Origin of the sequence: Algoriphagus sp. AK58, from assembly GCF_014324365.1 — a bacterium.
Lineage (GTDB): Bacteria > Bacteroidota > Bacteroidia > Cytophagales > Cyclobacteriaceae > Algoriphagus.
The window spans coordinates 1-24932 of record NZ_QEIG01000004.1; the positions used below are offsets into that span (position 1 = coordinate 1).

Below are 24932 nucleotides of genomic sequence, written 5' to 3' on the forward strand. Positions count from 1 at the left end.
AGACTACAAAAAAATGGACCATGCCCATCCGAGACTGGGGCATGATCCTAAACCAATTTATGATTATGTTTGAAAACCGTCTAAAACTCTAACTAACCCCAAAATCTATTTACACACTTTTCGGGATAGTGTCAAGAAGAATAATGATCCATTTCCATCCCGGTAGCCTTGGGGATCTACCTAGCGGGAGGAGATCGCCTTATTTGTTACTATCAGTTTTACTTATTCGAATTTGCCGCGGAACATCCACTAAAAATCTTCAGCTTAGGACTTCTTCCTTGGATTACTTTTCAAATCGCAGGTCTGCATGTGAAGACAAGGCCACAATTTTGTGTATAAGACTATCCAAGTTTTTGGATTCTGCTAAAATCATGGTGATAAATTCTTCTCTTTCCTGTTCGGAATCTTGGGAATAATTGATTACCAAATCACATAAGGCTAATATGTTGGCCACATACCTTCTCAATCCATGGGATTGATGCCAGGTTATTTCTTTCAACAGTTCATTCTGTTTAAGAATTCGATCTTCGTTTTCCTTCATCAAGGAAATATCCTTCATGATGTAGGATACTCCTATAATTTCACTTCGTTCACTGTCAAATACTGGCTCCATCAAAATATCCCACCATCTTGAATCCTGAAATTTTTGAAAATTGATTTTAGAACCAGCAATTACTTGCTTGAGGTAAGATGCTACCTCCATGTTGGAATTGAGATGAGGAAAATCCAAAAACGATTCTCCGATGGTCATGGGTCGCCCGAGCAGGGACTGGGTCAGCAGTTTTGCCGCCTTATTACTGGATTTAATCTTCAACTCCTTATCTAGAAAAAACCAGGCCTCAGATGTACTGTTATAGATTGCGTTCAACATCCCCTGGCTTTCCTTGAGTTCGAGTTCGGTCAGTTTCCTGGCGTTGATATCCTTGATATTCATGGCTACTCCCATCAATGAACCAGAAGCGTCTCTAACTGGAAAATAAGATACTTCAAACCAATAGGGCACTCCTCTCAAATAACGGAGTACTTCAATTTGAACCTGATTTCCTTCAAGGGCTCTCGGGAAATTCTCACGAAATCCTTCCAAACTATCCTCAGGTAGAAAATCCTCTATTGAGCTGCCCAATACCAATTCTTTCCCCTTTGTTTTCAGAGAAGTTTCATTGGCTACTCTGTTGAAATTCAATATTTCCCCTTCTAAGCCAATCAGTAGGTTGCTGTCCACCGTGCTATCATAGACCGCTTTCAGCTTGTTTTCAGAAAGCTCTATATGAGCTTTTCTTCTTTTCTCCTCAGTGATATCCCTGATAAAACAGGTGAGGCCGGCATTGGAAGGATAAACAGTAATCAAAACCCATTTTTGGGAGGGAACTAGAAATTCCTCAAAAACAGCCAACTGATTCTCCAGAAGAATGGTGGAGAACTTTTGTAAAAGATTTTCATTAAACCCCTTGTCTTCCAATTCTGGGGCAGATTTGCCGAGGATGTCCTTTCGATCCAATTCAAAAAGCCGCTCAAATTTGGAATTGATCCTTCGAATCTCCATGTTGACTCCAAGGTGTAAAAATCCGTCTGAAATTTCTTCCAAAATAGTTTCCACTCTTTCGGCTAATTCCTGGGCTTTGCGTGTGGCTTTTTCTGCATCGGTTATGTCATGACCAATACACAACACTCCGAGGGGAACCTGATTTTCATCAAGCAGGGTCGAAAACTCCCAATGAGACCAGACATGTTCTTTTTGGCCTTTTATAGGTTTTCTCAAAAAGACCGGAACTATCCTACCCGGATGAGCAAGGCATGATTTGACAGTTTCCAGGCAAATCAGGTGATCATCAGGATGAATCCCGACCATGAATGACTTTCCTATGAAATCTGACCCCAAAAAATCAAACCGCGCCTGAAAACGCTTATTGACGTATTGGTAGACCCCTTCCAAATCTGTCACTATCGCAAAATAGACCGTGGAGTTTTTGATAAAATCCGGTACAAAAATTTCAAAATTCGGACTTGCCATTTTAAACAGTGGCGATGAACTATCATTAATATAAATAAACTGAGGAAAATTAATCTAATTCAAAGAAATGTAAAAGCTGAAATTATCAATTGCAAAAATATGTAAACACAAGGGATTCCAGTTGAGGGCTCCGTTCCAATTTTATCCCCAAATTGATCGAGGCAGGATCTACTTAAAAAAGAATTTGAGGAAGAAAATCCACTTGAGCTAAATAATAAAGTCGGGAAGCCAGAGGATCGTGTTGTATTGGAGAATTGATCAATAACCTGTGCAACTATAACCGCTTCCGGAAATAGAGTCTGAAAACTGAAAGAATGCGGAATTTCGAATAGCTAAAAAATATCGAAGGTCGAATAGCGAATGATGAATATTGAAGTGGGGGGAGGTTGTTTAGCGTTAAGGGTTAAGCGTTAAGGCGTTAAGAAAGTCTGAAAAATGAGTGGAGTTTGGAGGCAGGGATGTCAGGAGGCATGGAAGATTAGGAAACATCGAATGATGAATATTGAAGTGGGGGCAGGTCGTTAAGCGTTAAGGGTTAAGCGTTAAGGAAGTCTGAAAAATAAGTGGAGCTTGGGGGCAGGGATGTCAGGAGGCATGGAAGTTTCGAAAACATCGAATGATGAATATTGAAGTGAGGGGCAGGTCGTTAAGCGTTAATGGTTAAGCGTTAAGGAAGTCTGAAGGATTTGTCAGGAAATCTGAAAACTGAAAGAATAGCGAATTTCGAATAGCGAATGATGATGATCGAAGGGATGGAAAGGGCGGATGGGAAGTGAAGACTTTCCTGTGTCCATCTGGTTAAATTGGATAGAAAAAAGGTCCGGGTAACTTCACCCGGACCTTTATGATCATGAAAGCATTTTGAGTTTACTGTAGTCTTGATCTACCACCAATTGGGAGACGGTAATCAAAACGATACCTCCTGTCAGACAATGCTGAGCCCATGTAAGAAGGATTTCCGGTAATTCCCCGGGGGCAGTTAGTACTGCCGTTCCTACCGCAGCCACCATAAAACCTACTCTCTTCAATTTTTGAAAAAAAGGAGGTGTTGGAGCCTGAGCTCTATATTTAATCTCATCTAAAGTTGACATTGATTTTGAAGTTTGACGTTGATAATTAAACACTTACTTTTTCCTAGTTACCAGACACTTGACCGTGTCACAAAGGGCTGAAATTCAGGATTGGAGCAATGGCTTTCGTTTTCCAGTTTTGTTATACAAAAGGGACTTTATTCGGCTTTGCTCATGTTCCAATCGGATCAAAGACTCTCTGAACACCAGTACTTGGTCTCTCAATTGCCTGAAATCCTGAATCAAAAGTTTTAGGAAATAGGCAATTACCGACAGCAATAGGGAAACCAGTGCCCCCAACCATCCTAATAGAACGAGGCTATCCGGCATGATTCCAACCGATAAGGAACTCCCACAGATACTACCTGCAACTCCACCACCTCTCCCCGCTCCCACCAACAGCCCAATTCATCAAGCAAGCGCTGAAAAGCCAATCGGGTAAAAAGCGGAGTACCATCTGCCCGATAGCTGGTCACAGGTGCCATGATTCTTGAGGTTGGAGGTTGATCCGGGCCCAGGGATTTGATCCCGCCCTGTTCCCCTACCCGAATCATCCAGCCCGCTTCTTCGGTATATTCCGGACTGAGCTCATACACCCCCTCTTCGAGGCAAGAATGCGCTCCGCCGAAACAGGCCTTGGGCGCTTCTCTCACAAAGCAGAGTTGGCGCTGTCCCAGATATAGCCTCCCCAGGGTGGCCCGGGGAGTATATCTTCTTTTAAGGATTAATCTCATCAGCTTGACTTAATGGCACCAAGAATTTTGGCTGCATTGTGAGCCCCATTGTTGATCGCATACTCCACACCGTTGACGATCTGGATAAATTCCACACTCAACAAGAAAACGAAGTGGGTACCGCTGAGCTCTGCCTTATTTACCGAAAGGGATTGGGCTGTGGCTGCATCCAAAACAGACTGAGCACCGGCTGTGGAACTGACCACCGTACGGGTACCCAAATCAAAATCTACCCCAACCCCTGTGGCCGAGATTCTGTAATGGGTAGCCCCCATCGGGATCGCAATCATATCTCCTGGAACAAACGCCGGAAGTTGCACCTGCCAGGCACTTGGAGAATCCAAACTCTGTATCTCAAAAAAAAGCGTACTCCTTAAAGATGATCTTGAGTTCATCTCCATGTCCTTGATCAATTCCCAATTGCCAAGTTTGACTTTTCGATCACCTCTGACACTTTCCTCATCAGACTTCAACACCTGCATCAATACCTGGGTAATCCTCAGATTGAGTCTTCTGTCTCCGATCTTCGAAATCACAGGTCTCAGCGCATCGCGAAGAAGCTTGGATGAGGTCGCATTGTCGGTAAACTCCCGGATATTTTCCCGGGTACGGGCAAATCTGGGATCATTCATGATCCTGGACTTTTCTATCCCGCCTTTTTCCCTGGCGAGGTAACCATTTCGGGTCTTGTAAAAGGACAGTCTCCCGACCGGTCCTTTAAGCGTAATTACTCCTGTTTGCTTTGCCATATTACATGGGGTTTAAGTGAAACATGACACCAAGATCAAAGGCATTGAATTGATTATCAATTGAATGTGCGGTCTGCGCCATCTATGCAAAACTTATCCTAAAAAGATCATCCGTGTATCAAAATGAAGGTTTTCGCAGATTATGCAGATTATGCATAGGCATGCAGGAACTTCCATTTCCTAGACACCTAAGTAGCCCTCATACAACTTTGCTATGCTGAATTACATCAAGGGAAACAAAAAAAGACCTGTCCGAATAGAGCTCTTCTGGACAGGTCATTGCCATGATGGATTTATTCTAAAATTCCGACAAGAGTCGATTAATTATCCAAGGCTTAATCAGTCAATTCATTTTGGATTTGAACTCCAATTGAAGCTATTCTCTTAAGGTCAAAAACCTAGTTTCAAAAAAATCCCAGGCATACAGAATCCGAAAACTCCACTCCATTTTTCTTGATTCTATAAAAGGATAAATAATGGTAAAACTTCCCTTGCAAGGGGCCGCTCCAAGGAAACTCTATCTTTAGGTTACCATTTTTCCTGTACCCCCCTTCCCTCACACTCCATTTTCTTTGGGTTAGGGGATCATAAGCAACATAAAATACGCTATCCGCATCCACCCCGTTTCCTTCAAAAGAATTGGGCCTCCATTGTATAGCAAGAGTGTGGGGAGATTCCCATTCCATCTGGCAATCAACCGGACCGAGCAGATCTCCTGTTGAAGTATAGATAAGTTCGGGATAAAGCTCGGGAACACCTTGTTCGGGAAATACGGCTTTCTTTACGGCCAGAGAAAGTGCTTTTCCAAAGCGTTTGGAGTTCTCTCCCTTGATCCCTGAAAAACCAAATTCAATCTCCTTACGGATAGGGGTCAAAAAGGTAGACACCTTGGCAAATGCCTTTCGCTGATAGATTTGTTTGGGTGATGGCGGGACGTTGATTTTCTCCGGTTTAGACCGTACACACAGCTTTCCGTTTCGCTCATATAAGATGAGTTTACCGAGCTTCCCACTCACACTCCCCAATAAATTTTCCAATCGTATAGCCATACGTATAGTTAAGGTTATTCATCCGGGCACTTTTTCTACTCCGTATTGCCTTTTTTCCGATTCAGGATAGGATTGAACCCAAGCATGATACGGCCTTGAGTCCAAGATGAGTCGAAGATGACCCGAAATTGATAGCCTGTATCCTTGTGCTGGGGTTTACTCTACTCTTTCATTAGGTGAAATGTATCCTTATTTACAGAAAGGCCAAAGGGAGCCAAAACAACCCTCTGTCTATAAAATATAAGGTTCGATTTGCTCGATAGGAATTCCCGAAAAAGCAGAGAATTCATCCAAGGTGACGTATTGATGAGACTCTTTGCGGTAAAACTTTCTGATCTTCTGAATCAGGGAATGACTGTACCGCTCGCTCCTACCTGTGATAATCTGAATGTCTTTAGGATAGATAACACAACGTTTCTTAAGCATGGTCTCCCTCCTTTCATTCTAGATACCTCGATTTACCATTGATCCCACTTGTATATCTAAAGGTCATGTTTGACCAGGCCATACAGCCACCCACCAGATACAGCAGACTATCCACCCACTGTCTGCATTCTTCGGATTTTAAACTCAACAATTCAGAGAGGTAAAAAATCTTCTTTTTGAGCATGTCAAGCTCCTGGTTGACCATGGCATCTGCTTTTTCCCCATAGAACGATCTCAGGAGTAAAAGTTCGTTGTGACGATCATTCATTTCTAATTCTTTTACCCATGATGCCAAATCGTTGGACAGGCAGATAAATCTGGCGATGGTCAGTTCCAATAGCTGGGTATCACATTCTTCTAATACTTGCCTTGGTTTAAGAAGATGGATGGCCAAAAAAACTCCCGAAGAATGGGGTCTCATCATCTGGTATTCGGTGATGGAGGGAGTATTTTTCAAAGACCGGTTGATGGTCTCCCACTGAAGGCCTTCCATGTAAAATTGCCAAACTTCCCTCCAGGACTGGCCGCCAGTAAGACACGGAGCTTGCTGTTCAAGTTGCAATCCAAGAAGAGATATTTCAAAACCCAGTCTCCCTAGCCTGGATTCCAGGTCAAAAGTGGACTGTCCGGGAACCATGAGGGAGTCCAAAAATTCCACCTGATGCTTGCCATATTCCACGTCCAACAGATCATCCAGTAAAAAAAGACATAGGAACAGCTTCATACTTACCTGAAGCTTATCCTCATTGGCTTCAGGAAAAAGAAATCCTGCAAAACTATTGATCTTTTGAGTACGTAGGCGTTCCAGTTCTTCCACATCAGCTACCAGCTTCTTTTCCCAAGCCCATCTCAAGATTTTCTCATCCAACAAATCGGTTGAGGGATTCAATTTGAAAGGGAATTCATGCTTTTTCATCGGGTTGGGATTTATAGTAGTTCCTCTTATATCTCTCAACAGTACTTAGACTAACTCCGAAATAATCAGCCAATTCCCGATTCTTCAGGATCTGATCGATTCCGGGGAAACGCTTTAAAAGCATGGGAAATCCTGTTTCAAACTTTTTAGCCTTGATAATCGACTGTTCAAAGTTTCGGTAATTGATCCGGTGAGCGACTTCTAGAGCTAAAAAAGCAAACTCGGGATTTTGAACCAATAAGGCTTGTTCGGCCTCGATAGGGAATTCAAATAAAATGGTCGGTGAAAGTGTCTTCAGTGAAAAAGAAGAAGGAATTTTCTTCCTAAATGATTGCTCATCAAATACGGTATCGGTGGGTCCATAAAGCAAAACCAGCCTATTTTCATTCTCCTCCGAATAATGAAACATGCCCACATATCCTTCACAGATATATCTGCTTCGGTCATCCGATTTATTGGATTTTTTAAGAACAAAGTTTTTAGGAAGCCTTCTAAACAACAATTTTTGAAATACTGCTCGGTAAGCTTCCTCCGAAAAAGGTCTGATTGAATTGTAATCAGCCATCAACTGGTTAAAATACATTTTCTCCATAGGTATATTTTGGTTTAGTTAAGACTCAAAATCAGATTGAAAAATGGCGCGCTATGGACCTAATATTGGGTTGTATCACAAAATACCCAGTGTTAAATTATTGTTACGAACTAAAAGAACAAATATCGATATCGGCAACTTTAATTTTTTTCAATAAAAACCCGTCAAATAAAGGCTTTTAGGCAAAATACTTTCTTCCAGTATGCAATAAAACCAATGATCTAATTACAGATCCTTTCTTACTGGCTGAAATTATCAGTTTTTTCTCCTTTGGACAGGTGGTTCAGTATCCTTGAAAGCCATGTCATTTGGAGTGGTTAATTGGATGATTTTTTTGGATTCAATGAAGGGATGAAAATTTTTGGCCTAAAAATCCTTCAAATTAAGTCGCCTGATTTAATCTCCTTTAAATGAGGGAATTGTAATTACAGAAGCAATTTAAATTTCATCACACATTTGGCCTGGGTTCTAATTTATAAACTTGGTTAGAACAGGTTTGATTAGCTCTCAGCCGAATTGGAAAAAGTATTAAGTCCATATATAAAACAAGGATTAAGGCATGAAAACAATACAAGGACATATTCCTTATAGCCTATTGATTTTCATTTGGGTCTATACCGGCTTTGAAAAACTGCTTCGATTCGAGCAAAGCCGAAAGGCATTCCATAATCAGACCTTTCCGGCAGAACTGGCAGAAATTCTTTCTTATTCTGTACCCATTACTGAGTTGCTACTCGCCCTACTCCTGCTCTTTTCGGTAACACGATGGTGGGGATACTTGGGCAGTGCTTTACTGCTGACAGTATTCGTCACTTATGTGGGACTGATTTGGGTAGGAGCTTTTCCCCGTGTACCCTGCAACTGTGCCGGGATCATCGAAAGCCTGGGATGGGGAGCACATTTTGTTTTGAATATGGTCTTGATTGGGATTTCTGTGGCCGGAATGAGGCTGGAGATGGGGAGAAAGTCAGAAAGCTGAAGGGAGAAGGCAAAAAGATTGGAATTCGAGTAGCGGGCAAGAAGAGATCTTGAAAAATGAATCTTCGGGATGCAAAATCCTTTAACTGCAATTCACCTTTCCAAAAGGCATGAAACCAGCGGATTAAGATTCTTAAGGTTTTCAGCTCTGAAAGGAAAACCAAAAACCAAAAAATGGAGCGGTGGGTGTCTCAACCGCTCCGCAGCCCTGAATTATTCTAAGGTAAAGGCTGCAAAAAAACAGAAGAGCTTTAAGACCAAAGATTAGATATGCTTCGAGTTATAAGTTAAAAAAACAAAAACATAATTACAAAGAGTCATACCGTCTTCTCCAAGGTTGGTGAGAATGGAGAAACTAACCTATCTCGACGGTGTGGGGAGTACGAACCGACTCCTCAACCGGGGCAACCCGGACGGTTCAGCCTCTGGAATGGTGTCCTTTTGGATGGCGTCCTCACGAAGGACAAAATCCGCGGACCGGATGCCAAACCAGAGGTCCTGAGTACCAATAACCGATGTGTAACCCGAGGAGCCATCCTCACAAACAACACCGTTATGAAACGAATGACAAACCTGCTCTCTGTACTGGCACTGGTACTGGGAGCAACAGCCGCCGTGGCAATGAATTTTGCCAGTCCGACTAACAACAATCCGCAATATGGAACTCCTGACGGAGGCGAAACCTGGGTAGTGGTAAACGATCCGCAAAATCCCGTCAATTACCGATGTGACATCGGCACCGAAGCCTGCCTTTACAGCCAAGAGAGCTTGATGCATCCCATTGGCACAACTGACAAGCAGTTTGTCTTGATTCCATAAATCAATTACTCAGGGCGGAGCACTACCTCCGCCCTGTTTGCTTCATTCAATTCACAAAACTCAATTCCCTGGGAGGAACGGGTAAGACATACGTTCTTGCCTGTGGGCTTATTTCAAATTCCGCTCCTTGAAAGGTTCTCCGCATCGTAATTTGGAATGCAGGTTCCCTATTGAGCCTCCTCAAGTCTGACCACCTGATTCCTCTAAATACCAACTCTTTTCTCCTTTCTTCCAATATTCTTTTCAGAAGTGCCTCTCCTTCCAAATTTTGAAGGGGCTGAAAACCGATAGCATATCTGTTGGAAAGCAAGGTATTCAGATCGACCAAGGCCCTGGTCGTTTGACCTGCTCTTGCCAAACATTCCGCCCGGATCAACAGCATTTCCCCCGTGGTCAATCCGGTAAACAAGGTGTTGCTTCCGTCATAACTTCCCCGAAAATTGAATGGGCCATTAGTTCGCCTCACAAAATACAAGGTCCTCCTGAGGTCTGTGGTTTCATACAGGGAATACAAGCCCGGATCTACCTGAAAAGCGGTCTGCGAAAAAATAAAGTTGTAACTCCCCATTCTACTCTGCCAGATAACTTCTCTGTTAACCAGTTCGAAAGGAAAGGATGCAGTCTGATTCACCATTTTGTAATCAAGCAATTGCCTGTAAGAATTCAGGACGTTTTCTGCGCCCTGCAAAGCCAAGTCATACGCTCCCCGGGCAAGGTACACCCGAGCCTGCAAAGCATAGGCTGCAATTTTTGAAGGCCTAAACAAGTATTGGGACTGGTTTGGCAACAATCCCACTGACTCTTCCAAATCCGTCTTGATCAGTGACAGTATCTCTTCTCTGCCGGCAAATTCAGCACTCAGGCCGATCGCTGTAGTCCTCCGAACCGGAATGGAAAGATTGAGATTCAAACTCTCCAGGTTTGGACCGTCCAAAAACAGGTTATACAGGTTGAAATACGCATGGGCTCTGAAAAACAGGGCTGCACCGCGGATTTCAGACCAACGGGAGTCATTTTTGGGCAACTGCTCCAGTTGCTCAAGAATTACATTGGCGTTCTGAACCTGATTGTACATGTTTCTCCAGTCAAACACCAAATCATCCACCTGAAAGGGTTCGGATTTCCACAGGTATAGGTTTTGCTGCCAAATCGGCAACGCCAGTATTCCCGCATCATCTGATACATATTCTCCTCCCAGAATAAGCGGAAGTGCGGGTTGGAAATTCATGGTGGATGAGTTGTCCAACATCGCTTGCAACGCATCAAAGGAGGTGGGGGTGTCCAATGTTTTGCTGGGTTTCTCGTCCAGAAACCCAGCACAGCCGAAAAGGAACACAAGTATGGGGAAGTAAAGTAAGTTTTTCATTCAGATTTTAGTTTTTAGAAACTTTTGAGATTTCTGTTGGTCATTTTTTGATCCGAATCATGGGACCGGTCCGTGTGGGAAAAAGCCTTTTTTAGAAATCTATTCTTAAACCCACCGCCGCAGTTCGCCGTGGCAATGCAGTCGGAAAATCAGGATCGAGCGGCTGGTCTGTGGCTTTCCAGATCAGACCGAGATTGTTGAGGTAGGTGAAAACCTCCATCCTACTGAAGGGAAATCGAGGATTGGCAGGTTTGGAAAAGGTATAGCCAAACCTCAGGTCCTGAAACCGCACATGATCGCCCCGCTCCACCAATAGGGAGGACCGCTGGTAAAAACTTTGTCGAACGGTATTTAAAGCAGTTGGCTGAGAAGGGACCTGGGTAGTCAATTCATCTCCGGGATTTTGCCATCTGATCCCATAGTCCGCATGTGAAATTTGTCCCCTCGAGAGTGCTGCATAATCCACGCTGCTTCTTCGGAAAAAATACCCCGCACGGAATGTGACATTGAACGAAAGACTGAATCCTTTGTAATCAAAGGTGTTTCTCAACGACCCAAAAACCGTGGGCCGGGCTGATCCGTGAAATCGAATCGATTCCGGTGTGGCTGTGGAAATGATCGCGCTGTAGTTTTCGGAAAGCTCCCCATCCAAAAAGCCTCTCGGATTGCCCGTGTCCGGACTCAGTCCTCCCCAAGGCAGCGAATAGATGGAAAACAAAGGTTTTCCTTCCAGGGGAACCACATTGGAAGAATTGCTTCCAAAGTACTGGGCAACGGTCCTTGACCCTTTAAATTCGGTTACCTCATCCTTCCAGCCGCTAATCAGCGTCTGGGTACTCCAACGAACCGCTTTATTCAGGTTGATGGTGTTAAGGGTAAGGTCAAAACCCCGGGTGAGTGTGGAAGAAAAGTTTCCTCTGTACTGATACAACCCGTTGGAATCCGGCACCTCGGTTTCACCGATCAGGTCCTGCCCGTTTTTGGAATAGAATTCCAAACTGCCTCCCAAGCGCCCGCTTTTGGTATCAAAGTCTACTGCCGCATTTATGATTCTTATCTTTTCCCATCTCAGACCGGGATTCGGAGGATTGGAGATAAACGCATAGCGGAATCCGGGAATGTATTCATGGAAATTGTCATACCTGATGGTCGTGAAGGCGGTTGTACTTTTGTCCACATTGCCGTTTAAGCCGTAGGTCATCCGCAACTTCACATAGGGCATGGCGTCCCATTTGTAAAATGATTCATTGCTCAGGATCCATCCGCCACCCACACTCCACAGCGGAACTCCCTTTTGGTTGGTCTCCACCCCGAAGAGGTTGGACATGTCCTTTCTGGCGCTGGCTGACAACAGGTATTTTTCTTTGTGGATGTAAGAGGCGTTTCCGAAGTAGGAAATGTAGTGGTCACTGATTCCCGTATGGCTTCCTCCGTACGGGATAGTCAGTCTGAGTCCCGGATTGAAGTATTGGGGAAAACGGGTCTGGTAATCCACCGGGGTACTGAGCCCCAACGCGTCGTTGTACCCAAAGTACTGCATGCGGTCTGACCTTGAATTGAGATCCCTCAACTCCCATCCTGCAAGGGCGTTCCATTCCCCTGTTGCTTTTTTGAGCTGATAGTTGAGATTTGCCCGGATATTGTGACTGAATGACACCTCATGGGAAGTGGTAAAGCGCTCTCCTCTGGGAATGGCATAAGTCAAAGTACCGCCCGGTCCCACTTGGGTAAAGCTGTTGATTTGATGCCTGACTTCATAGAGGTCGGGGGTCTCCAAAGACCTGCTTTCGGTGTGGTTGGTCCAATACTGGTACCTGGCTTCCGCTTTCAGTCCCGGTACCAACTGATAGGTCAGTCCGAGGTTTCCCCGAAAGTCCATGCCTGTGATATTCAGGTTTCGCTTTCCGATTTCCTCCAGCGGAATAAATCGCCAATCCAAAAGCCCCGCCTGAGCCGTGCTTTCCACATACCTGTTGCTCAGGGCACCCACTACGGGCAAGGGATTGCCTTCGGAGTCTGCCAGCAACTCGTAGGGTCGCAGGGTGGGAACGGATGTGGTAACGGTATTTTTACTCCGGGATAGGTATAGTCCTGTACTTATCTCCAGCTTGTCTTTCAACAGCTTCCAGTTTTGTCTGGCATTGAGCGTGATCCGATCATTGAGATTACCGACTACCTCTGAAGTATTTCTGTCATATCCGCCGGAAAAGTTGAAGTTATACCTGTCTCCTCCTCCTGAAATCTGAAATGCATGCTGTTGAAGCACCGCTTTTTGATAATAGTAGTTCAACAGGTCTGCTCTGCTGTCCTGATTGCTGTACTCCTGCAGGAGACGATCTCCCTCTGAGGCTGTAAGCTGTCCGTTTCTTACTTTCAGCAGGGTCTCCACCACCGGGGAAAGCGGAGTTCTTGCCGTGGAATTGATCATGGAGTTGTAAAATCCGGAATTGAACAGCCTTCTCTCCTGCTCCACAAAATCCCCAATTGCCATTTGCGGAGCATAAAACAGATCGGGCTTCTCGACCACCGTCACATTGGATTGGACAGACACCCGGATAGGCTGCTTGTATGCCCCCGTTTTCGTAGTCAGGATGATTACGCCGTTTCCTGCCTGTGCTCCCCATATGGATGCCGCTGCTGCATCTTTCAAAATGGTAATCGATGTCACATCGTTGGGATTGATGGCTTCCAGCGGGCCTTCGTAGGGCAGGTTATCAATGACGATCAGCGGCCGGGTATTGCCAAACAACGTGGAACGCCCACGGATACTGATCGGGTCCGCACCTCCTACCGTGCGGTTAAAAATCACCCCGGAGGAGACATCTTCTATCCGGTCCAAAATGGAAGTACTCACCCTCCTATCGACAAGCTGCTGGTCAATCTGCACAAAGGACCCCGTGGCCCGTTCCTTGGGAATCTGCTGGTAGCCGGTAGAAACTACTTCCACGGCACCGAGGTCAAATTCTTCGGTCAGAAGCTTAAACTCCCTGACGGTCTTCTCACCGGTGTTTACCACTTGTTTGAGTGTCTTGAAGCCCACAAAACTGATTGTCAGTTCATGGTCTCCCTCCGGTAGGCTTAAGGAAAAATTACCGAATGCATCTGTCACCGAGGATAGGGAAAGTGAGGATACCAACACCATGGCACCGGGCAGCGGAGCTCCCGTTTCGGATTCGAGAACCACTCCTGTCAGGGTGATCAATTTTGGTCTGTCCTGTGACCAGGAAGTTCCGGTAAACTGGATAAGCAGCACAGCAATCAGAAGCACTGCTTTGGGAATCAGTAGTCTGTTCATAGCTTGGGATGTGTTGGAGAGGGTTGAGGAGTAGCAGTTGAATTTGCGGGCAGGTAAGACTCGATGAGTTGCTTCCAGCCTTCATAGGTTTGGGGAAAATTTCCTGTCTGAAGGATCTTGCCTTCTGTATCGATCAGGATTTGGGCAGGAAAAGCGCGGATTTGGTAGAGTTTGAGCAAGGGGTGTTCCGGTCCTCCGGAAAAGAGGTTAATGCTCTCGGGGTGTGTATAGTTGCCACTTTTTAGGCTGTTCAGCCAAGTCTCTTGTTTGACATCTCCTGAAACGGTGACAAAAAGCAGGTCCGGGTGATCACCGAACTCGCTGAGCAAGGGGAAAAACCGGTCATGGGCAAAGGAAAGGCAAGCGCCGCATCCGGAAAGCCAAAAGTCCACCAGGACGACTTTCCCTTTCCAGGATTCGGGATAGACCGGAGTTCCGGACCGATCTGTCAGGGGCAAGTTGGCAAAAGGCCGCCCGTTCAGGTTGGAACGGTAGAGGTCACTCAGGTAGGTCCCGATGAGCGGCGAGGCGGTCAGGGCCATGGCTCTTTGAAAGAGGTCGGCAGGGTTTGCCAGTTCTTTGTATTCCCTGATGAGGTACAGGGCATTGACTTGGTCCCTCAGCGGTCCGGGAAGTGACTCAGACCAATCCAGAAACTCCAAGGGAATCAGCTTTGCCGTCAGCAAATGGTCCAGGTAAAGGGTTTCTACGAGCTCCTGCGGTGCAAATTCCCATCGGTCGAAACGCCCGAGTTCCTCTTTAGCCATGCTGTTGCTCAGGAGAAGCTCCCCCCAAGCGGGAGAATTGGGATTTGCAATACGGACAAACTCATAGGCTCCTTTTTTGAGTTTTCCTGTCCAGTATGCCTTCAGCCAGTCATAAAACTCCGGGTCCAGGCCCGACTCCGCTTCGCTTAAGGTTTTCCAGATGGGATGAGTCTTACCTGCTTCCAGAAAGAGCCGCTTTGCCCGGTTTAGCTTTTGGGTATCGGTCTGGAGCAATTCCATTTTTCGGGTCCAGGCGGGAAGGTAGTTTTCCAAGGCCTGCTTTCTGGCTGTTTGCTCTTTTTCGGAAGCAAACACGACCGAGGAATCCGACAGGATCATCACCGGATTTCGTTGTACCTGCGCTTCTTCAAATTGGCGCTGAAGGGTCAATTGGAGGTTTATTTTCGCTGCATCCGGGCCCCAGAAGATGGTTTTTCCCGATTTGGCATCGTATCGAAGCGCAAGCGAGTCCCCCTGCTGCAACCATAGGTCTTTGACCACTTGCTTTTCTCCGAGGTTTAGGGAAACCTTGCTGAACTTCTCCTCCGTGGCGAAGCGTGCCAAACCTTTTTTGAAAGCAGGAGATCCCTCCGCCATGGTGCCCGGGTTTAGGTACATGTCCAGCTCCCGAAGGTTTTCAAACCCGAATTTCGGTTCGAGCTGCCTATTGGACAGCAAAAGCGTGGGACGGATGGAATCCTGTGCATTGGTCTCCAAGAGAATCGTAATGCTCAGGTGGTCGGTTAAGGTCCTGCCTGAGTCCAAAGAAACTTGGTCCATAAAGACTGGGACCGAGGTGGAATGGAAGTTTGAGGCTTCCTTTCCTACCTCATTGTCCTGGTCGGGATTTATTAAACCAAAATTTAACTTGATGTCGGATGTCCGATGTCGGATGTCGGATGTCTGAAGAATAGGTCCACCGTCGACGGTCGACAGTCCACTGCAGTGTAGAGGTGGACTGGAGATTTCTGTTCCACTTAAATACTTAAGAAAAGTATCGGAGAGGGTTTCCCCTCCCCGATGGGGGCCGATGGAGGTAGGGAGAGAATCGGCCCCGGGTGACTGAGCAACTAGACTCAGGAAAGGTGATGAACAACATAGAAGTAGCACAATCAAGGAAACGGGACTGAGCAATACTACTTGATCCTTGAGATACGCTTCGCGAAATACACTTCGCTTCGCGAGGTAAAATACGCCTCCGGCGAAATAGGCTAGCGTAGAGTTATTCCTACCTTCGGAAGGCGGACTTAGAAATCCAAGGCGATCCTTTATCGCCTTGCGCTTAATTCTGGCTTTCTGGAAAAGGCATAGCAATGCCAGGAAGCATGTGAGTATGATTTTTTTCATGCTACTAGTGGTTTGTAATGATTGCTTGGATTGGGGAGAGATACCGCTGCACTGAGATATGCTGTGCGAGATACCGCTACGCGAAATACACTCCTCCTGCGTCGGAGTGAAATACACCTCCCTGCGGTCGGTGAAATATTGGGTTCCGAATCGGGTTCAAGTATTTCAGACGCCGAAGGCGTCTTTATTTCAACGATATTTCAATTGTATTTCAGATTAGGAAATAACTTCCCATCCTGACTCCGTATAAGTCAAGCAATCAATGAGTTAATAAATAAGTAGATCCTAGAAGGAAAAAGATACGCTGCAGTCGATCGGCTCCTTCTGGAAGCGGTACACCCTGATGATCAGTAGTAGTTCACCTTGGCGAGGCAATCAGGGGCGAAAAATGATCAGGTGGGGTTTTTGATCAGGTTTTTAAAGAGCAGCTTGGTGCTCTGGATGACTCGGGGAGTCGGGATTGAACGTGCTGACATAATTGAAGAAATTGGAATTTCGGATTGCGGAATTCGGATTTCGGTCCGTCCACTTCTTGATACTTGATACCTACCTTCGGCAGGCAGGCCAGATACTCTTAAGAAATCTTCGATTTCCACCATGCCAGGGAATACCTCTAGCGGCAAAGAATAGGTTTGAGGGAAATACAGCTATTCAGAGATTCGCTTCGCAAAATAGGCTAAAGCGAAATAAGCTCCCTGCGGTCGCGAAATACTGGAGATACTGGTGGAACCAACTATTTCAGACGCCGAAAGCGGCTTTATTTCAATAGTGTTTCCACTGTATTTCTACCATATTTCAACTGTATACCCAAGATCAGAAAAAGGGCAACTCGAATTTTCGATGGTATGTCCTTGCGCGCATAGGAGCAATCCGAGTAGAAAAGTAAATCGTGAGATCCTCAAATCGGGTTTTTCGGCTTCAGGGGATAGAGCCAATCGGAGGCGATGATCCCGGAATACGAAAATCCAAGCTTGGATCGAATAGGTTTGAAAAACAAGAAACAGGTTACCCGAGAGACGCAAGGCACAGGCAGCGATCCCTTCCGGAGAACTCCTCCCGGGAAGTGGCTTAATCCAGAAAAAATCAAGGTCTGTTCCATGATACTTAGGTTATAACTATGTCCAAGTTGAGACCAAGCCTAAAAAGGAGGCGTGGGACTCAAACTACCGCCTTAGAGGTACTGCCATACCAAAGACACGATAAAGTGAGCCCACGCCATAAGGCGTGAGCATTTTCACTTTACTTCTCGTGTCTTTTTTGAAAATTGGCAGTTTTCTAAGACGAGACGATAAAGTGCAAATGCATCGATTTCCTTTCGAAGAATTCGCAAAATAGAGAAATCAAAATTTATTTCTCTTCCCAATTCTACAAACAAAATCAATGCTATACAAATATTTTATCAATTTTTACATCACTTTTTTGATGTAAAACACTATTTAATATTCGAAATTCCTCATTTCCCATTTTTTTATATTTGAAAAAACTGGCAGTTTTCAATGGAAAAAAGGGATTTAAACCGAATTAAGGCAGTTCTAGCCGAAAAAAAGAAGCAAAATAAAGAGCTTGCCGAAAGATTAAATGTTGCTCCTACCACGGTTTCAAATTGGGCAACAAATAAATCTCAGCCTTCCATTGAGACCCTTTTTGAAATCGCTGATTACCTTCAGGTTGATGTGAGGATTTTACTTGTCTCTAATCTTGAAAAATAGGTACCCATTAAAAATTGGCTTCTTCTTAAAAATCAAAATTAATGACTTTTTCGTCCCTTAAACTGTCTAAATTTGGGAGAAGCTTACAAATCCAATCTGGGCTGCACCAGTCAGGAGCAGGATCATTTTGAAGAAGCGGAAAATCAAGAAAACCCTGAAATGCTGGAATCTCTTGGTCAGTCAAGGATTGGCAATTGACTAACTGTCAATTAGATTCTCAAGAAATGAAAAAATCTGGAACTAAAAAATACCAAAACTGGGTATTTTTAAGGTGAATCGGAAAAAGTTATCCACAAACTCACCTATTCCTCTTTTACCTAAGTAGCCCCGGAGATCCACGCGAAAGTCAAGCTTTAGGGGGTCAATATGCTCCGGAACATCCAGGGCCAATTTAGGAATAATTACTCCCAGGATTAAGGTACTTTCATCCTTTGGAAGAGTAATCGTTTTGAGCTATATTCAGAGTTCAAGGCAGACACAGAGCTTTCCTTTTTCACGCTTCGCACGCAATGAAAGCCTAGTTGTTAGCACCAGTACTTATTTGACAAGTCGCCTATATTCTAACGAATAGTTTGTCGCTTGTTCAGGGTTGTGTTCTACAGTAACATTTTCATCGTTTCTAAACTCTGCGTTATTTGACCAATTGTAGGATCCTGTTATGACTACTTGATTGTCTATTACGCAAAATTTATGATGCATTATACCACCTTTAGTTCCTTTTAGAAAATAATGATTGTAAAACATGGTTATGTCAACACCATATTTTGCGTTTATTGAATCATCAAAAATTGCAACTCTAACGTCTAGACCTTCATTTTGCTTATCAAGTAATTTTGCATAAAGTGTCTTATTTGTCAACCAGGCAGAAACAACCCAAATAGAAATTTTAGCCTTGTCTAAAGCTGTCAATATTCTATTCTGAATTTCTTGAAAATGGGCCTCATTGATTACTGGTTTAGCTTTCATTATTACTCCGCCTTGAATATTGTAAGTCCCGTCATTTTGTTCAATTACATAACCTTCATCATTTAGAAGACCTTGTATGTTGTCAATTATTTCCGGCATTTTATTAATTACAATGTTTAGTAATTCTCGTAACGAACCATCATTTTTACTTGAAAGTCGATTTAGTCTGTCTTTAACATACTCTGTTTTGCTTGGTGGTTGCCCATTCTTTTTACCGATGTAAGGAAGTCCTCCTTTGTCGGATGAGTAGATGTCTTTAAAACCGAACTGGTTGAAAAGTTTAACTAAGTCTTTTCCTTTTCCATATCCGATTATATGAGGAGAAATGTTATCAATAAAATATTCTGTCACTTTCATTGGATGTCTTTATAGTATTGGTGCTAATTGGGTCAGGCGAGGGAATTTCATCCTTACCTTCCCAAAGAACTCCGGTAAAAACGGGACTGGCTGTGCGTGAGACTCTCATCTCACACAACCTGTCACGATCCTTATCGGGAGCTCTTTATGTTTGTAAATGGCTTCGTACGAGAAGTACCTAAGGTTGAATCAATTTCAAATGTTCGAATAAGCATAGACTTATCATGCAAAAGATTGCTGCCGAAATCTAAGCCTATCACTTGCTTGGCTTCGTAGCGTTACCTCCGCGCTTAAGGGACTTTCACCCGTTGGAACGGTCATCGTTATGACCTATATCCACCATTCAAGGCACACACAGCGGTTTCATTGTTCGTGCTGCGCACGCAACGGAAACCTAGTTGTTACAAGCTGGGCTTCTCATTTAATTTCTTCAGACCTTTCATTATTAAGAAAATTATCTCATGTATATTTTGACTTTCAAACAAAACGAGATTTTCATCAACTGATAAACCATTCAAATCAGAGAACACTTCTAGATTAAATTGCTTCAAAAAGTGAATTAGTTTATCGTAGTCCATTGGGACACTTGCCTTATCTTGGAATTCCTTTTTGAAATTTTGAAGGATTTCATTATTGTACTGAAATTCATTTGTCAACTCTTTCGGAAGTTCACCGCAAATAACTTTTGATAGTGATTTTGCAGCACCGCCAAAACCTCCAATGATGTAAACTGGTTTATTCGCTTTTAATGAATAGTAAGCTTCTTCAACTATTCCTGGCATATAGCCAAGAAATTTACTTTGCTTACCACCTACTACAATTCTTGCATGGCTGTTCTTAGCCATTATGTTTCTCATGTCTGAGAAGCATTCTGAGAAAATAAATTTATCTTCAATGTTTTTAAATGGGTCATATTGACGTTGCTTGTCAATTGCACCCAAATGTTCTGGTATTTCTATAATAATTGGCTCCACTTGTTGCTTAACAAAGTCTGCTTTTATTTCTATTGTTAGGCTGATACTGTTCGGGAAAGGAAAGTAGTTTACAAAACGAAATGAAGTATCATTTAGAAATTTATATTGATAAGACAGTTCTGCAAATAGCCTAGTATATCCTTCGTTCTTCAAATGACCACCATACAAAAGAGTTCCACCATTTGCCATTAAGTAACGTGCTACCTCTATCATTATATCTTTCAGGTGCTGCTTTGACAGACCTAATTGCTCTAATTCTTCATTTTCTGAAACGGATACAGCTATTCTTATTCCATCCAGAATTCCTTTTTTTCTAGATTGGTTTTCCAGTTCTTTTTGTTCGACTATTGACTCAGCTAAATTCTCTGAAATGCCAGAAATGTTTTTTTCTGTTTCCATCTTTATAACGTTGGTAAATAAATAGGTGTGATGAACTTTATATCCTTATCTAAATCATTCAATATCCTTAGTTCTTCTGCACCTAATGGCGGTTCTGGATATAGTACTATAAGTTTCTTCTTTTCAGTCAACTTCATTTTATACAAATCGATGTAATTGAAAAGTTCTGGTGGTGATGTGATTGTAACAAACTCGACTTTAACATTTTTAAATTTTTCTTCAAATGATTTTAAAAGCTCACGTTGATAGAGAATGTTTAATACTTGATATAGAGTTAAAGTCAAAATCTCAGTAAAGCTTAAATTTTCTTCTTGCTTTAAGGTTATGGTAGGGGTATTTCCCATGTAAGGAAATGCTCTTTTTTCACCATTTTTAATATCATTTACTACAACGATTGAACATTTATTCCTTTTAGCAACTAGTACTTCAATTCTGCACCATTCTCTTGAAGAGTATTCATCCGTATGGAAAACTACTAACGCTGCATTTTCAATATTGGCTTCTATTTGCTTTTCAAACTCATAGCCATCAGCAATATCTACTGTGTCAAAGAATATATCTAGTTTTGTTTCTGATTCAACAAATACTTTAAATTTCTTAGTTGTTTCTTCACCGTCTTTTTTGGCATGGCTTAGAAATAATTTTACTGGCGATGGAATTTTGGTACCCTTCTTGTCCATCCACATAGGTTGGAAATTCATCAGCAATCTTGCACAATCATGAAGTAATTCTGATTTAATTTTTTTTAATCCTCTATCAAATTCCTCCCGAATATTGATATATCCATCGTGATACCTGATAAACTGAATTGAGTCAAGACCACAGCCAATTCCGGTAGCTTGTTTGCATAATGCAATTGGATAAACTCGGGTGTTATCATCTGTAAGTCCTACAAGTTGTTTCGTATAATCTTGAAAACCATTATCAACCATATAGTTTTCATCAATGAGCAAAATAATTGCATTACGAGTTGCAATATTTTTGTCGATAGGAATTAATGAAACACTTCTATAGTAAACTTGTATTCCGAGACCTCTAGATAATGGTTCTTCAATATCTCTGCAAAATGTGCTATACAAATCATTAGCAATTTGTTTCCCCTCAGCAAAGGAATGATGCCAAACCACGAAAAGTGATAACGGGTATTTCAGTCTGTCTTTCATTTGCAAGTGTCTTCGTGCATTTGAATACGTGAATTGGTTCTTTTATCAGTCATCGAAGACCGCTTTTCAAAAGCTTCTTCTATATAGGATTGCATTTTCACTCTATCATTCGTCCAATCTCTTATAATGGCATAACCTGATTTAAAATTGTCGGCTAGTCGGGCAGGCATTAAGTTATATGTTGCTTGACCTGTGCCGTAATCAGGATGTGATGGAAGAAGGATACCTAATAATCCTGCATTGCGGTCACCTACTTTCAAATTCAAAGCCCCAGAAATTTCCCAATCCACATGCATTCTGCATTTGGTTTTAGGTCCAATTAAAACCACTAAAACAGTTGTGTCAGATAAGTATTCTTTCTGAATCAACTGCTTGATGTATTCATCACTGTTATCGGAATCTATATCATCTTTTTCAACAGATTTACTTATAATTAAATCTCCGAATAGGTTCTCGAATTTTTCTCTGAAGGATTGATCATCATGATGATAGTAACTAACAAAAGTTTTTCTTCTAGATATATTCTTAGGGACAATAAACCAGCTAAATATTTGTCCATCGTAGCTTAAGTCGCCTATTTTGTTCCACTTTCCTAAATCGTTTCTTCTAATTGAGCAAAAGGTTTTTCCATTTTCAACTTGTTGAACCATCCAATTTCTATTTCTTTCTAATGCTTCATTGTGTAAAGATTCTCCTAAATCTTTATATATAAGTACATTGTTGATTAACCCATTTTCAGTTAATGATAGCTTTGAAATACAATAGTCTGCCCATTTCATGTCGTTAAATTTTATTGATTCCAGTCTAAATAATTATCCAACGGATGGCTACTCATAGTATGACTTTTGATTAAGTCAATACTTTCCATCATTGATTGAATTCGACCAGTTATAGAAGCAATGTATGCATTGAGAGATTTTGTTCCCCTAATAATTGTGGTAGTTTTAAGATAATCTGGTAAGGATTCGTCCTTAATCCCTTTTAAGGTGAGCACACCCAAATGGGTGTTATCATAACCATATCCAACTTCCCAAGGTACCCAACTTGAGTAAAGTGTATTAGGAGAAACCACAACCAGCATGTGGCTACTATAGTTGATTCCTTTCTTAATGCTATCAACAACTCCCTGAGGTCTGTTGGTTTGCCGATATGCTTTTAAGTCCTCATCATCTTCGTCAAAGTACACATCAATATCTGCCGCAGTTAAATAATCGGAAATTTTTCTGCAAACATCTTTATCCTTTTGTTGATGGCTTAGAAAAACACATTTTACTCCTGTCGCTTTCCTTGATTCGGAAAACATTCGAAAGTTTTTCGCTGCTCTGTTAATACCTGCCATAATTCTTAAATTCTAAATCCAAATAAATCCCAATAATCTTCTTCCATCCGTTCTCTGCTATTATCAATTTTTCTTGTGACATTAGTTCTATTCCAATAAGCATAGTTTACCTTACTTTCAAAGTCTCTTTCTAAATTTTCCCATTTCATACTTAGAGCATATCCAGATTTGATATTGTCGGTTAATCTGTTAGGCACAGAGTGACTGTCGGTTGGAAGGTAGATTGCTAAAAGTCCATTCGGTTTAAATGATTTTAATGGGTCATATGGATGTGTATAACTTCTTAGTGAAGCCCAGATTTCCCAGTCAATCCATTTACGATGTCCAGTTCGTGAACCAACTAAAACAACGGTCACCGAACAGTTCCGCATTTTCTCACGGACTTTCTTGTAAATGGTTTCATCGGTTAAGTGTCCAATGTCGTCTTTGAGTGAATAGTCGGCAACCCTCATATTTGTAATTTTCTTGCGGAGGGAGTTTTGCCAAATATTTTTGGTCGTTGTCGTGATGGTAACTCCCTCTGAGAGTAGCCAAATCATCGAGGGTGCTGGGTGGGATTTGCAATCCCACCCTAGTATCCTTACCAATTTTCAATTGGCCCCTTATTCTACCCCGAAAGCTGCCAGCGATAACGACTTCCAGCCGATACTTTTCGGGAGCATCGAGAACCTTGGTCTACCTCACCCCTCTCCCGACACACTGCGCGTCACGGGACACGCTCTCTCCTTGAGGAGAAGGCATTCATGCAGCGGAAAACTCAAGGCTAGAATCCATAGGGGCTTATCCCACAATCGATTTGGCTGATTATCAAAATCTTCGTTGTGCTAAGAAAGGGGATTTTACGGAGGAAAAAATACCCACAATTGGGTATTTTTAGGCTGAGTCGTAAAAAGTTATCCACGATCTCAGCTCTCATAGGCCATCCTGCAAGCTAAACTAAGCTTAAAGCAACCCGCTGGGCTATTTCTTAACTGGTTGTTTTGGTACTGGGTATTTTTGGTGGGAAAGTGAGAAAAGTGAGGGGGAAGAGAAGACTACAGGCTGTCGATTTTCCAAGACAACAAAAAAAAATCAAACTTCCCTAAATGGTATTTCGGAAGCTCTTATTTGAATTTTTCTAATCTTCGGATCATGCCTTATGAATTCTTCGACTCCCAATTTATGTAGTTCGCCATTTAGGGGATGTGTAGTTATATCTAAAATACATTCAGGCGCTTTTAAGCTTAGACAAACATAACTTACAAAAACTCCCGAAGATGAGATTTTAAAACTCACCCTTTCTCCTTCTTTTAGCCCAGAAGCTTCGGAAATTATCAAGCGAACTTCCTCCTCCCTAGCATATGCGGGATGTTTGAATCCAATTCTTAGTTTTTCAAGATCATCAATATATTTTTCTTGAATTCCGTCAGTCTTACTAAAAAAGTAATCATGTACCCCTTCAGTAGAATCACTTTCTAGTCTCTCTAACTCTTCGTTAAAAAATTGGGCATGTTCTTTATGTTTAAAAAACAACTCCTCTAATTGTTCAAGTTGATAGACTTTGTCATAATTGATCTCAACTTGCTGGATCGAAAAGTCAGTAGAACGATTTAAGTCCATAATTTTCTGAATATCAATTCCAAAATTATAACCATTGCCTTTAGAGTAATAATTCCACATAGATAACGAATCTCCATTCTTACTGAACGACGCAACAAATTTCTCAGTTGGGCTTAAGACTGCTTGCCGATATGATTTATTATAGAGCGTATCATGAATAAATTTGAACTCTTCATTTGCACTACATAACTCTTCAATGAGCTGTTCGAAATATGATTCCTCTGAAGGATCATTCATAAACCTTAGGTTTGAGCACTGAAGTGACTGTGAATTCAAAATACTAAAGAGACCTTGTCCTGAGGTATAA

Annotated in this window: 23 protein-coding genes; 4 read left to right on the top strand and 19 right to left on the bottom strand. The window is 42.6% G+C overall.

Features of this window, described 5'->3' with window-relative positions; all coding sequences use genetic code 11:
- Nucleotides 1-283: 283 nt before the first annotated feature.
- The 9 genes from DDT91_RS02970 to DDT91_RS03010 all read right to left on the bottom strand — a co-directional run bounded on the left by DDT91_RS02970 (nt 284) and on the right by DDT91_RS03010 (nt 7547).
- Nucleotides 284-2011: a PAS domain-containing protein gene (locus tag DDT91_RS02970; RefSeq protein ID WP_187174648.1), complete on the bottom strand. Its 1728-nt coding sequence runs from the start codon at nt 2009-2011 to the stop codon at nt 284-286.
- 848 nt (nt 2012-2859) lie between these two features.
- Complete coding sequence (locus DDT91_RS02975) at nt 2860-3102, bottom strand: hypothetical protein (RefSeq protein ID WP_187174649.1); 243 nt, start codon at nt 3100-3102, stop codon at nt 2860-2862.
- A gap of 84 nt (nt 3103-3186) precedes the next feature.
- Nucleotides 3187-3411: a hypothetical protein gene (locus DDT91_RS02980; RefSeq protein WP_187174650.1), complete on the bottom strand. Its 225-nt coding sequence runs from the start codon at nt 3409-3411 to the stop codon at nt 3187-3189.
- Nucleotides 3387-3815 (bottom strand): DUF5675 family protein, encoded by a 429-nt coding sequence (locus tag DDT91_RS02985; RefSeq protein ID WP_187174651.1) that lies wholly within the window; start codon nt 3813-3815, stop codon nt 3387-3389. The genes DDT91_RS02980 and DDT91_RS02985 overlap by 25 nt, the downstream gene beginning before the upstream one ends.
- Complete coding sequence (locus DDT91_RS02990) at nt 3815-4564, bottom strand: hypothetical protein (protein ID WP_187174652.1); 750 nt, start codon at nt 4562-4564, stop codon at nt 3815-3817. Before DDT91_RS02990 ends, DDT91_RS02985 begins: the two co-directional genes overlap by 1 nt.
- Nucleotides 4565-4968: 404 nt before the next feature.
- Entirely contained in the window at nt 4969-5613 is a 645-nt protein-coding gene (locus tag DDT91_RS02995) for a DUF6266 family protein (protein ID WP_187174653.1), read from the bottom strand.
- A 231-nt stretch (nt 5614-5844) separates the two neighbouring features.
- Complete coding sequence (locus DDT91_RS03000; protein ID WP_187174654.1) at nt 5845-6039, bottom strand: hypothetical protein; 195 nt, start codon at nt 6037-6039, stop codon at nt 5845-5847.
- Between the two features lie 13 nt (nt 6040-6052).
- The gene (locus tag DDT91_RS03005) at nt 6053-6955 is read right to left on the bottom strand and encodes a terpene synthase family protein (RefSeq protein ID WP_187174655.1); all 903 of its coding nucleotides are present in this window, start codon (nt 6953-6955) and stop codon (nt 6053-6055) included.
- Nucleotides 6942-7547: a Crp/Fnr family transcriptional regulator gene (locus DDT91_RS03010; RefSeq protein ID WP_187174656.1), complete on the bottom strand. Its 606-nt coding sequence runs from the start codon at nt 7545-7547 to the stop codon at nt 6942-6944. Before DDT91_RS03010 ends, DDT91_RS03005 begins: the two co-directional genes overlap by 14 nt.
- 559 nt (nt 7548-8106) lie before the next feature.
- On the opposite strand from DDT91_RS03010, the gene DDT91_RS03015 reads away from it, so the two are divergent.
- Both DDT91_RS03015 and DDT91_RS03020 read left to right on the top strand, forming a co-directional pair.
- Nucleotides 8107-8526, top strand: coding sequence for a MauE/DoxX family redox-associated membrane protein (locus tag DDT91_RS03015; protein WP_187174657.1), 420 nt, complete (start codon nt 8107-8109; stop codon nt 8524-8526).
- A gap of 554 nt (nt 8527-9080) precedes the next feature.
- Nucleotides 9081-9344: a hypothetical protein gene (locus tag DDT91_RS03020; RefSeq protein WP_187174658.1), complete on the top strand. Its 264-nt coding sequence runs from the start codon at nt 9081-9083 to the stop codon at nt 9342-9344.
- A gap of 46 nt (nt 9345-9390) precedes the next feature.
- Here the strand turns inward: DDT91_RS03020 and DDT91_RS03025 are convergent, their stop codons facing one another.
- From DDT91_RS03025 to DDT91_RS03035, 3 genes are all read right to left on the bottom strand, one after another.
- Entirely contained in the window at nt 9391-10710 is a 1320-nt protein-coding gene (locus DDT91_RS03025; RefSeq protein WP_187174659.1) for a RagB/SusD family nutrient uptake outer membrane protein, read from the bottom strand.
- Nucleotides 10711-10801: 91 nt separating this feature from the next.
- The gene (locus DDT91_RS03030) at nt 10802-14005 is read right to left on the bottom strand and encodes a SusC/RagA family TonB-linked outer membrane protein (protein ID WP_187174660.1); all 3204 of its coding nucleotides are present in this window, start codon (nt 14003-14005) and stop codon (nt 10802-10804) included.
- Nucleotides 14002-16119, bottom strand: a complete 2118-nt coding sequence (locus tag DDT91_RS03035; protein ID WP_187174661.1) for a TlpA disulfide reductase family protein — start codon at nt 16117-16119, stop codon at nt 14002-14004. The genes DDT91_RS03030 and DDT91_RS03035 overlap by 4 nt, the downstream gene beginning before the upstream one ends.
- Nucleotides 16120-17008: 889 nt before the next feature.
- Here DDT91_RS03035 and DDT91_RS03040 point away from each other — a divergent pair.
- Both DDT91_RS03040 and DDT91_RS03045 read left to right on the top strand, forming a co-directional pair.
- Nucleotides 17009-17191, top strand: coding sequence for a hypothetical protein (locus tag DDT91_RS03040; RefSeq protein ID WP_187174662.1), 183 nt, complete (start codon nt 17009-17011; stop codon nt 17189-17191).
- A 424-nt stretch (nt 17192-17615) separates the two neighbouring features.
- Nucleotides 17616-17828 carry a helix-turn-helix transcriptional regulator gene (locus tag DDT91_RS03045; RefSeq protein ID WP_187174663.1) on the top strand — a complete coding sequence of 71 codons (213 nt, stop codon included), beginning with the start codon at nt 17616-17618 and terminating at the stop codon, nt 17826-17828.
- Nucleotides 17829-18365: 537 nt separating this feature from the next.
- On the opposite strand, the gene DDT91_RS03050 is transcribed toward DDT91_RS03045, so the two are convergent.
- The 7 genes from DDT91_RS03050 to DDT91_RS03080 all read right to left on the bottom strand — a co-directional run bounded on the left by DDT91_RS03050 (nt 18366) and on the right by DDT91_RS03080 (nt 24862).
- Nucleotides 18366-19151 carry a phospholipase D-like domain-containing protein gene (locus DDT91_RS03050; RefSeq protein ID WP_187174664.1) on the bottom strand — a complete coding sequence of 262 codons (786 nt, stop codon included), beginning with the start codon at nt 19149-19151 and terminating at the stop codon, nt 18366-18368.
- Between the two features lie 401 nt (nt 19152-19552).
- Nucleotides 19553-20524: a hypothetical protein gene (locus tag DDT91_RS03055; protein ID WP_187174665.1), complete on the bottom strand. Its 972-nt coding sequence runs from the start codon at nt 20522-20524 to the stop codon at nt 19553-19555.
- A 2-nt stretch (nt 20525-20526) separates the two neighbouring features.
- A complete protein-coding gene (locus DDT91_RS03060) occupies nt 20527-21687 on the bottom strand; it encodes a toll/interleukin-1 receptor domain-containing protein (RefSeq protein WP_187174666.1) in 1161 nt (386 codons plus the stop codon).
- Complete coding sequence (locus tag DDT91_RS03065) at nt 21684-22466, bottom strand: TIR domain-containing protein (RefSeq protein WP_187174667.1); 783 nt, start codon at nt 22464-22466, stop codon at nt 21684-21686. The genes DDT91_RS03060 and DDT91_RS03065 overlap by 4 nt, the downstream gene beginning before the upstream one ends.
- 11 nt (nt 22467-22477) lie before the next feature.
- Complete coding sequence (locus tag DDT91_RS03070) at nt 22478-23026, bottom strand: toll/interleukin-1 receptor domain-containing protein (RefSeq protein ID WP_222718588.1); 549 nt, start codon at nt 23024-23026, stop codon at nt 22478-22480.
- A 5-nt stretch (nt 23027-23031) separates the two neighbouring features.
- Nucleotides 23032-23565 carry a TIR domain-containing protein gene (locus DDT91_RS03075; RefSeq protein ID WP_187174668.1) on the bottom strand — a complete coding sequence of 178 codons (534 nt, stop codon included), beginning with the start codon at nt 23563-23565 and terminating at the stop codon, nt 23032-23034.
- Nucleotides 23566-24097: 532 nt separating this feature from the next.
- Nucleotides 24098-24862 (bottom strand): DUF2971 domain-containing protein, encoded by a 765-nt coding sequence (locus tag DDT91_RS03080; RefSeq protein WP_187174669.1) that lies wholly within the window; start codon nt 24860-24862, stop codon nt 24098-24100.
- Nucleotides 24863-24932 lie beyond the last annotated feature (70 nt).

Excerpts from the sequence above, each read along its gene's own strand:
- DDT91_RS02970 (WP_187174648.1), bottom strand. The coding sequence starts at position 2,011 with ATGGCAAGTCCGAATTTTGAAATTTTTGTACCGGATTTTATCAAAAAC.
- DDT91_RS02975 (WP_187174649.1), bottom strand. The coding sequence starts at position 3,102 with ATGTCAACTTTAGATGAGATTAAATATAGAGCTCAGGCTCCAACACCT.
- DDT91_RS02980 (WP_187174650.1), bottom strand. The coding sequence starts at position 3,411 with ATGCCGGATAGCCTCGTTCTATTAGGATGGTTGGGGGCACTGGTTTCC.
- DDT91_RS02985 (WP_187174651.1), bottom strand. The coding sequence starts at position 3,815 with ATGAGATTAATCCTTAAAAGAAGATATACTCCCCGGGCCACCCTGGGG.
- DDT91_RS02990 (WP_187174652.1), bottom strand. The coding sequence starts at position 4,564 with ATGGCAAAGCAAACAGGAGTAATTACGCTTAAAGGACCGGTCGGGAGA.
- DDT91_RS02995 (WP_187174653.1), bottom strand. The coding sequence starts at position 5,613 with ATGGCTATACGATTGGAAAATTTATTGGGGAGTGTGAGTGGGAAGCTC.
- DDT91_RS03000 (WP_187174654.1), bottom strand. The coding sequence starts at position 6,039 with ATGCTTAAGAAACGTTGTGTTATCTATCCTAAAGACATTCAGATTATC.
- DDT91_RS03005 (WP_187174655.1), bottom strand. The coding sequence starts at position 6,955 with ATGAAAAAGCATGAATTCCCTTTCAAATTGAATCCCTCAACCGATTTG.
- DDT91_RS03010 (WP_187174656.1), bottom strand. The coding sequence starts at position 7,547 with ATGGAGAAAATGTATTTTAACCAGTTGATGGCTGATTACAATTCAATC.
- DDT91_RS03015 (WP_187174657.1), top strand. The coding sequence starts at position 8,107 with ATGAAAACAATACAAGGACATATTCCTTATAGCCTATTGATTTTCATT.
- DDT91_RS03020 (WP_187174658.1), top strand. The coding sequence starts at position 9,081 with ATGAAACGAATGACAAACCTGCTCTCTGTACTGGCACTGGTACTGGGA.
- DDT91_RS03025 (WP_187174659.1), bottom strand. The coding sequence starts at position 10,710 with ATGAAAAACTTACTTTACTTCCCCATACTTGTGTTCCTTTTCGGCTGT.
- DDT91_RS03030 (WP_187174660.1), bottom strand. The coding sequence starts at position 14,005 with ATGAACAGACTACTGATTCCCAAAGCAGTGCTTCTGATTGCTGTGCTG.
- DDT91_RS03035 (WP_187174661.1), bottom strand. The coding sequence starts at position 16,119 with ATGAAAAAAATCATACTCACATGCTTCCTGGCATTGCTATGCCTTTTC.
- DDT91_RS03045 (WP_187174663.1), top strand. The coding sequence starts at position 17,616 with ATGGAAAAAAGGGATTTAAACCGAATTAAGGCAGTTCTAGCCGAAAAA.
- DDT91_RS03050 (WP_187174664.1), bottom strand. The coding sequence starts at position 19,151 with ATGAAAGTGACAGAATATTTTATTGATAACATTTCTCCTCATATAATC.
- DDT91_RS03055 (WP_187174665.1), bottom strand. The coding sequence starts at position 20,524 with ATGGAAACAGAAAAAAACATTTCTGGCATTTCAGAGAATTTAGCTGAG.
- DDT91_RS03060 (WP_187174666.1), bottom strand. The coding sequence starts at position 21,687 with ATGAAAGACAGACTGAAATACCCGTTATCACTTTTCGTGGTTTGGCAT.
- DDT91_RS03065 (WP_187174667.1), bottom strand. The coding sequence starts at position 22,466 with ATGAAATGGGCAGACTATTGTATTTCAAAGCTATCATTAACTGAAAAT.
- DDT91_RS03070 (WP_222718588.1), bottom strand. The coding sequence starts at position 23,026 with ATGGCAGGTATTAACAGAGCAGCGAAAAACTTTCGAATGTTTTCCGAA.
- DDT91_RS03075 (WP_187174668.1), bottom strand. The coding sequence starts at position 23,565 with ATGATTTGGCTACTCTCAGAGGGAGTTACCATCACGACAACGACCAAA.
- DDT91_RS03080 (WP_187174669.1), bottom strand. The coding sequence starts at position 24,862 with ATGAATGATCCTTCAGAGGAATCATATTTCGAACAGCTCATTGAAGAG.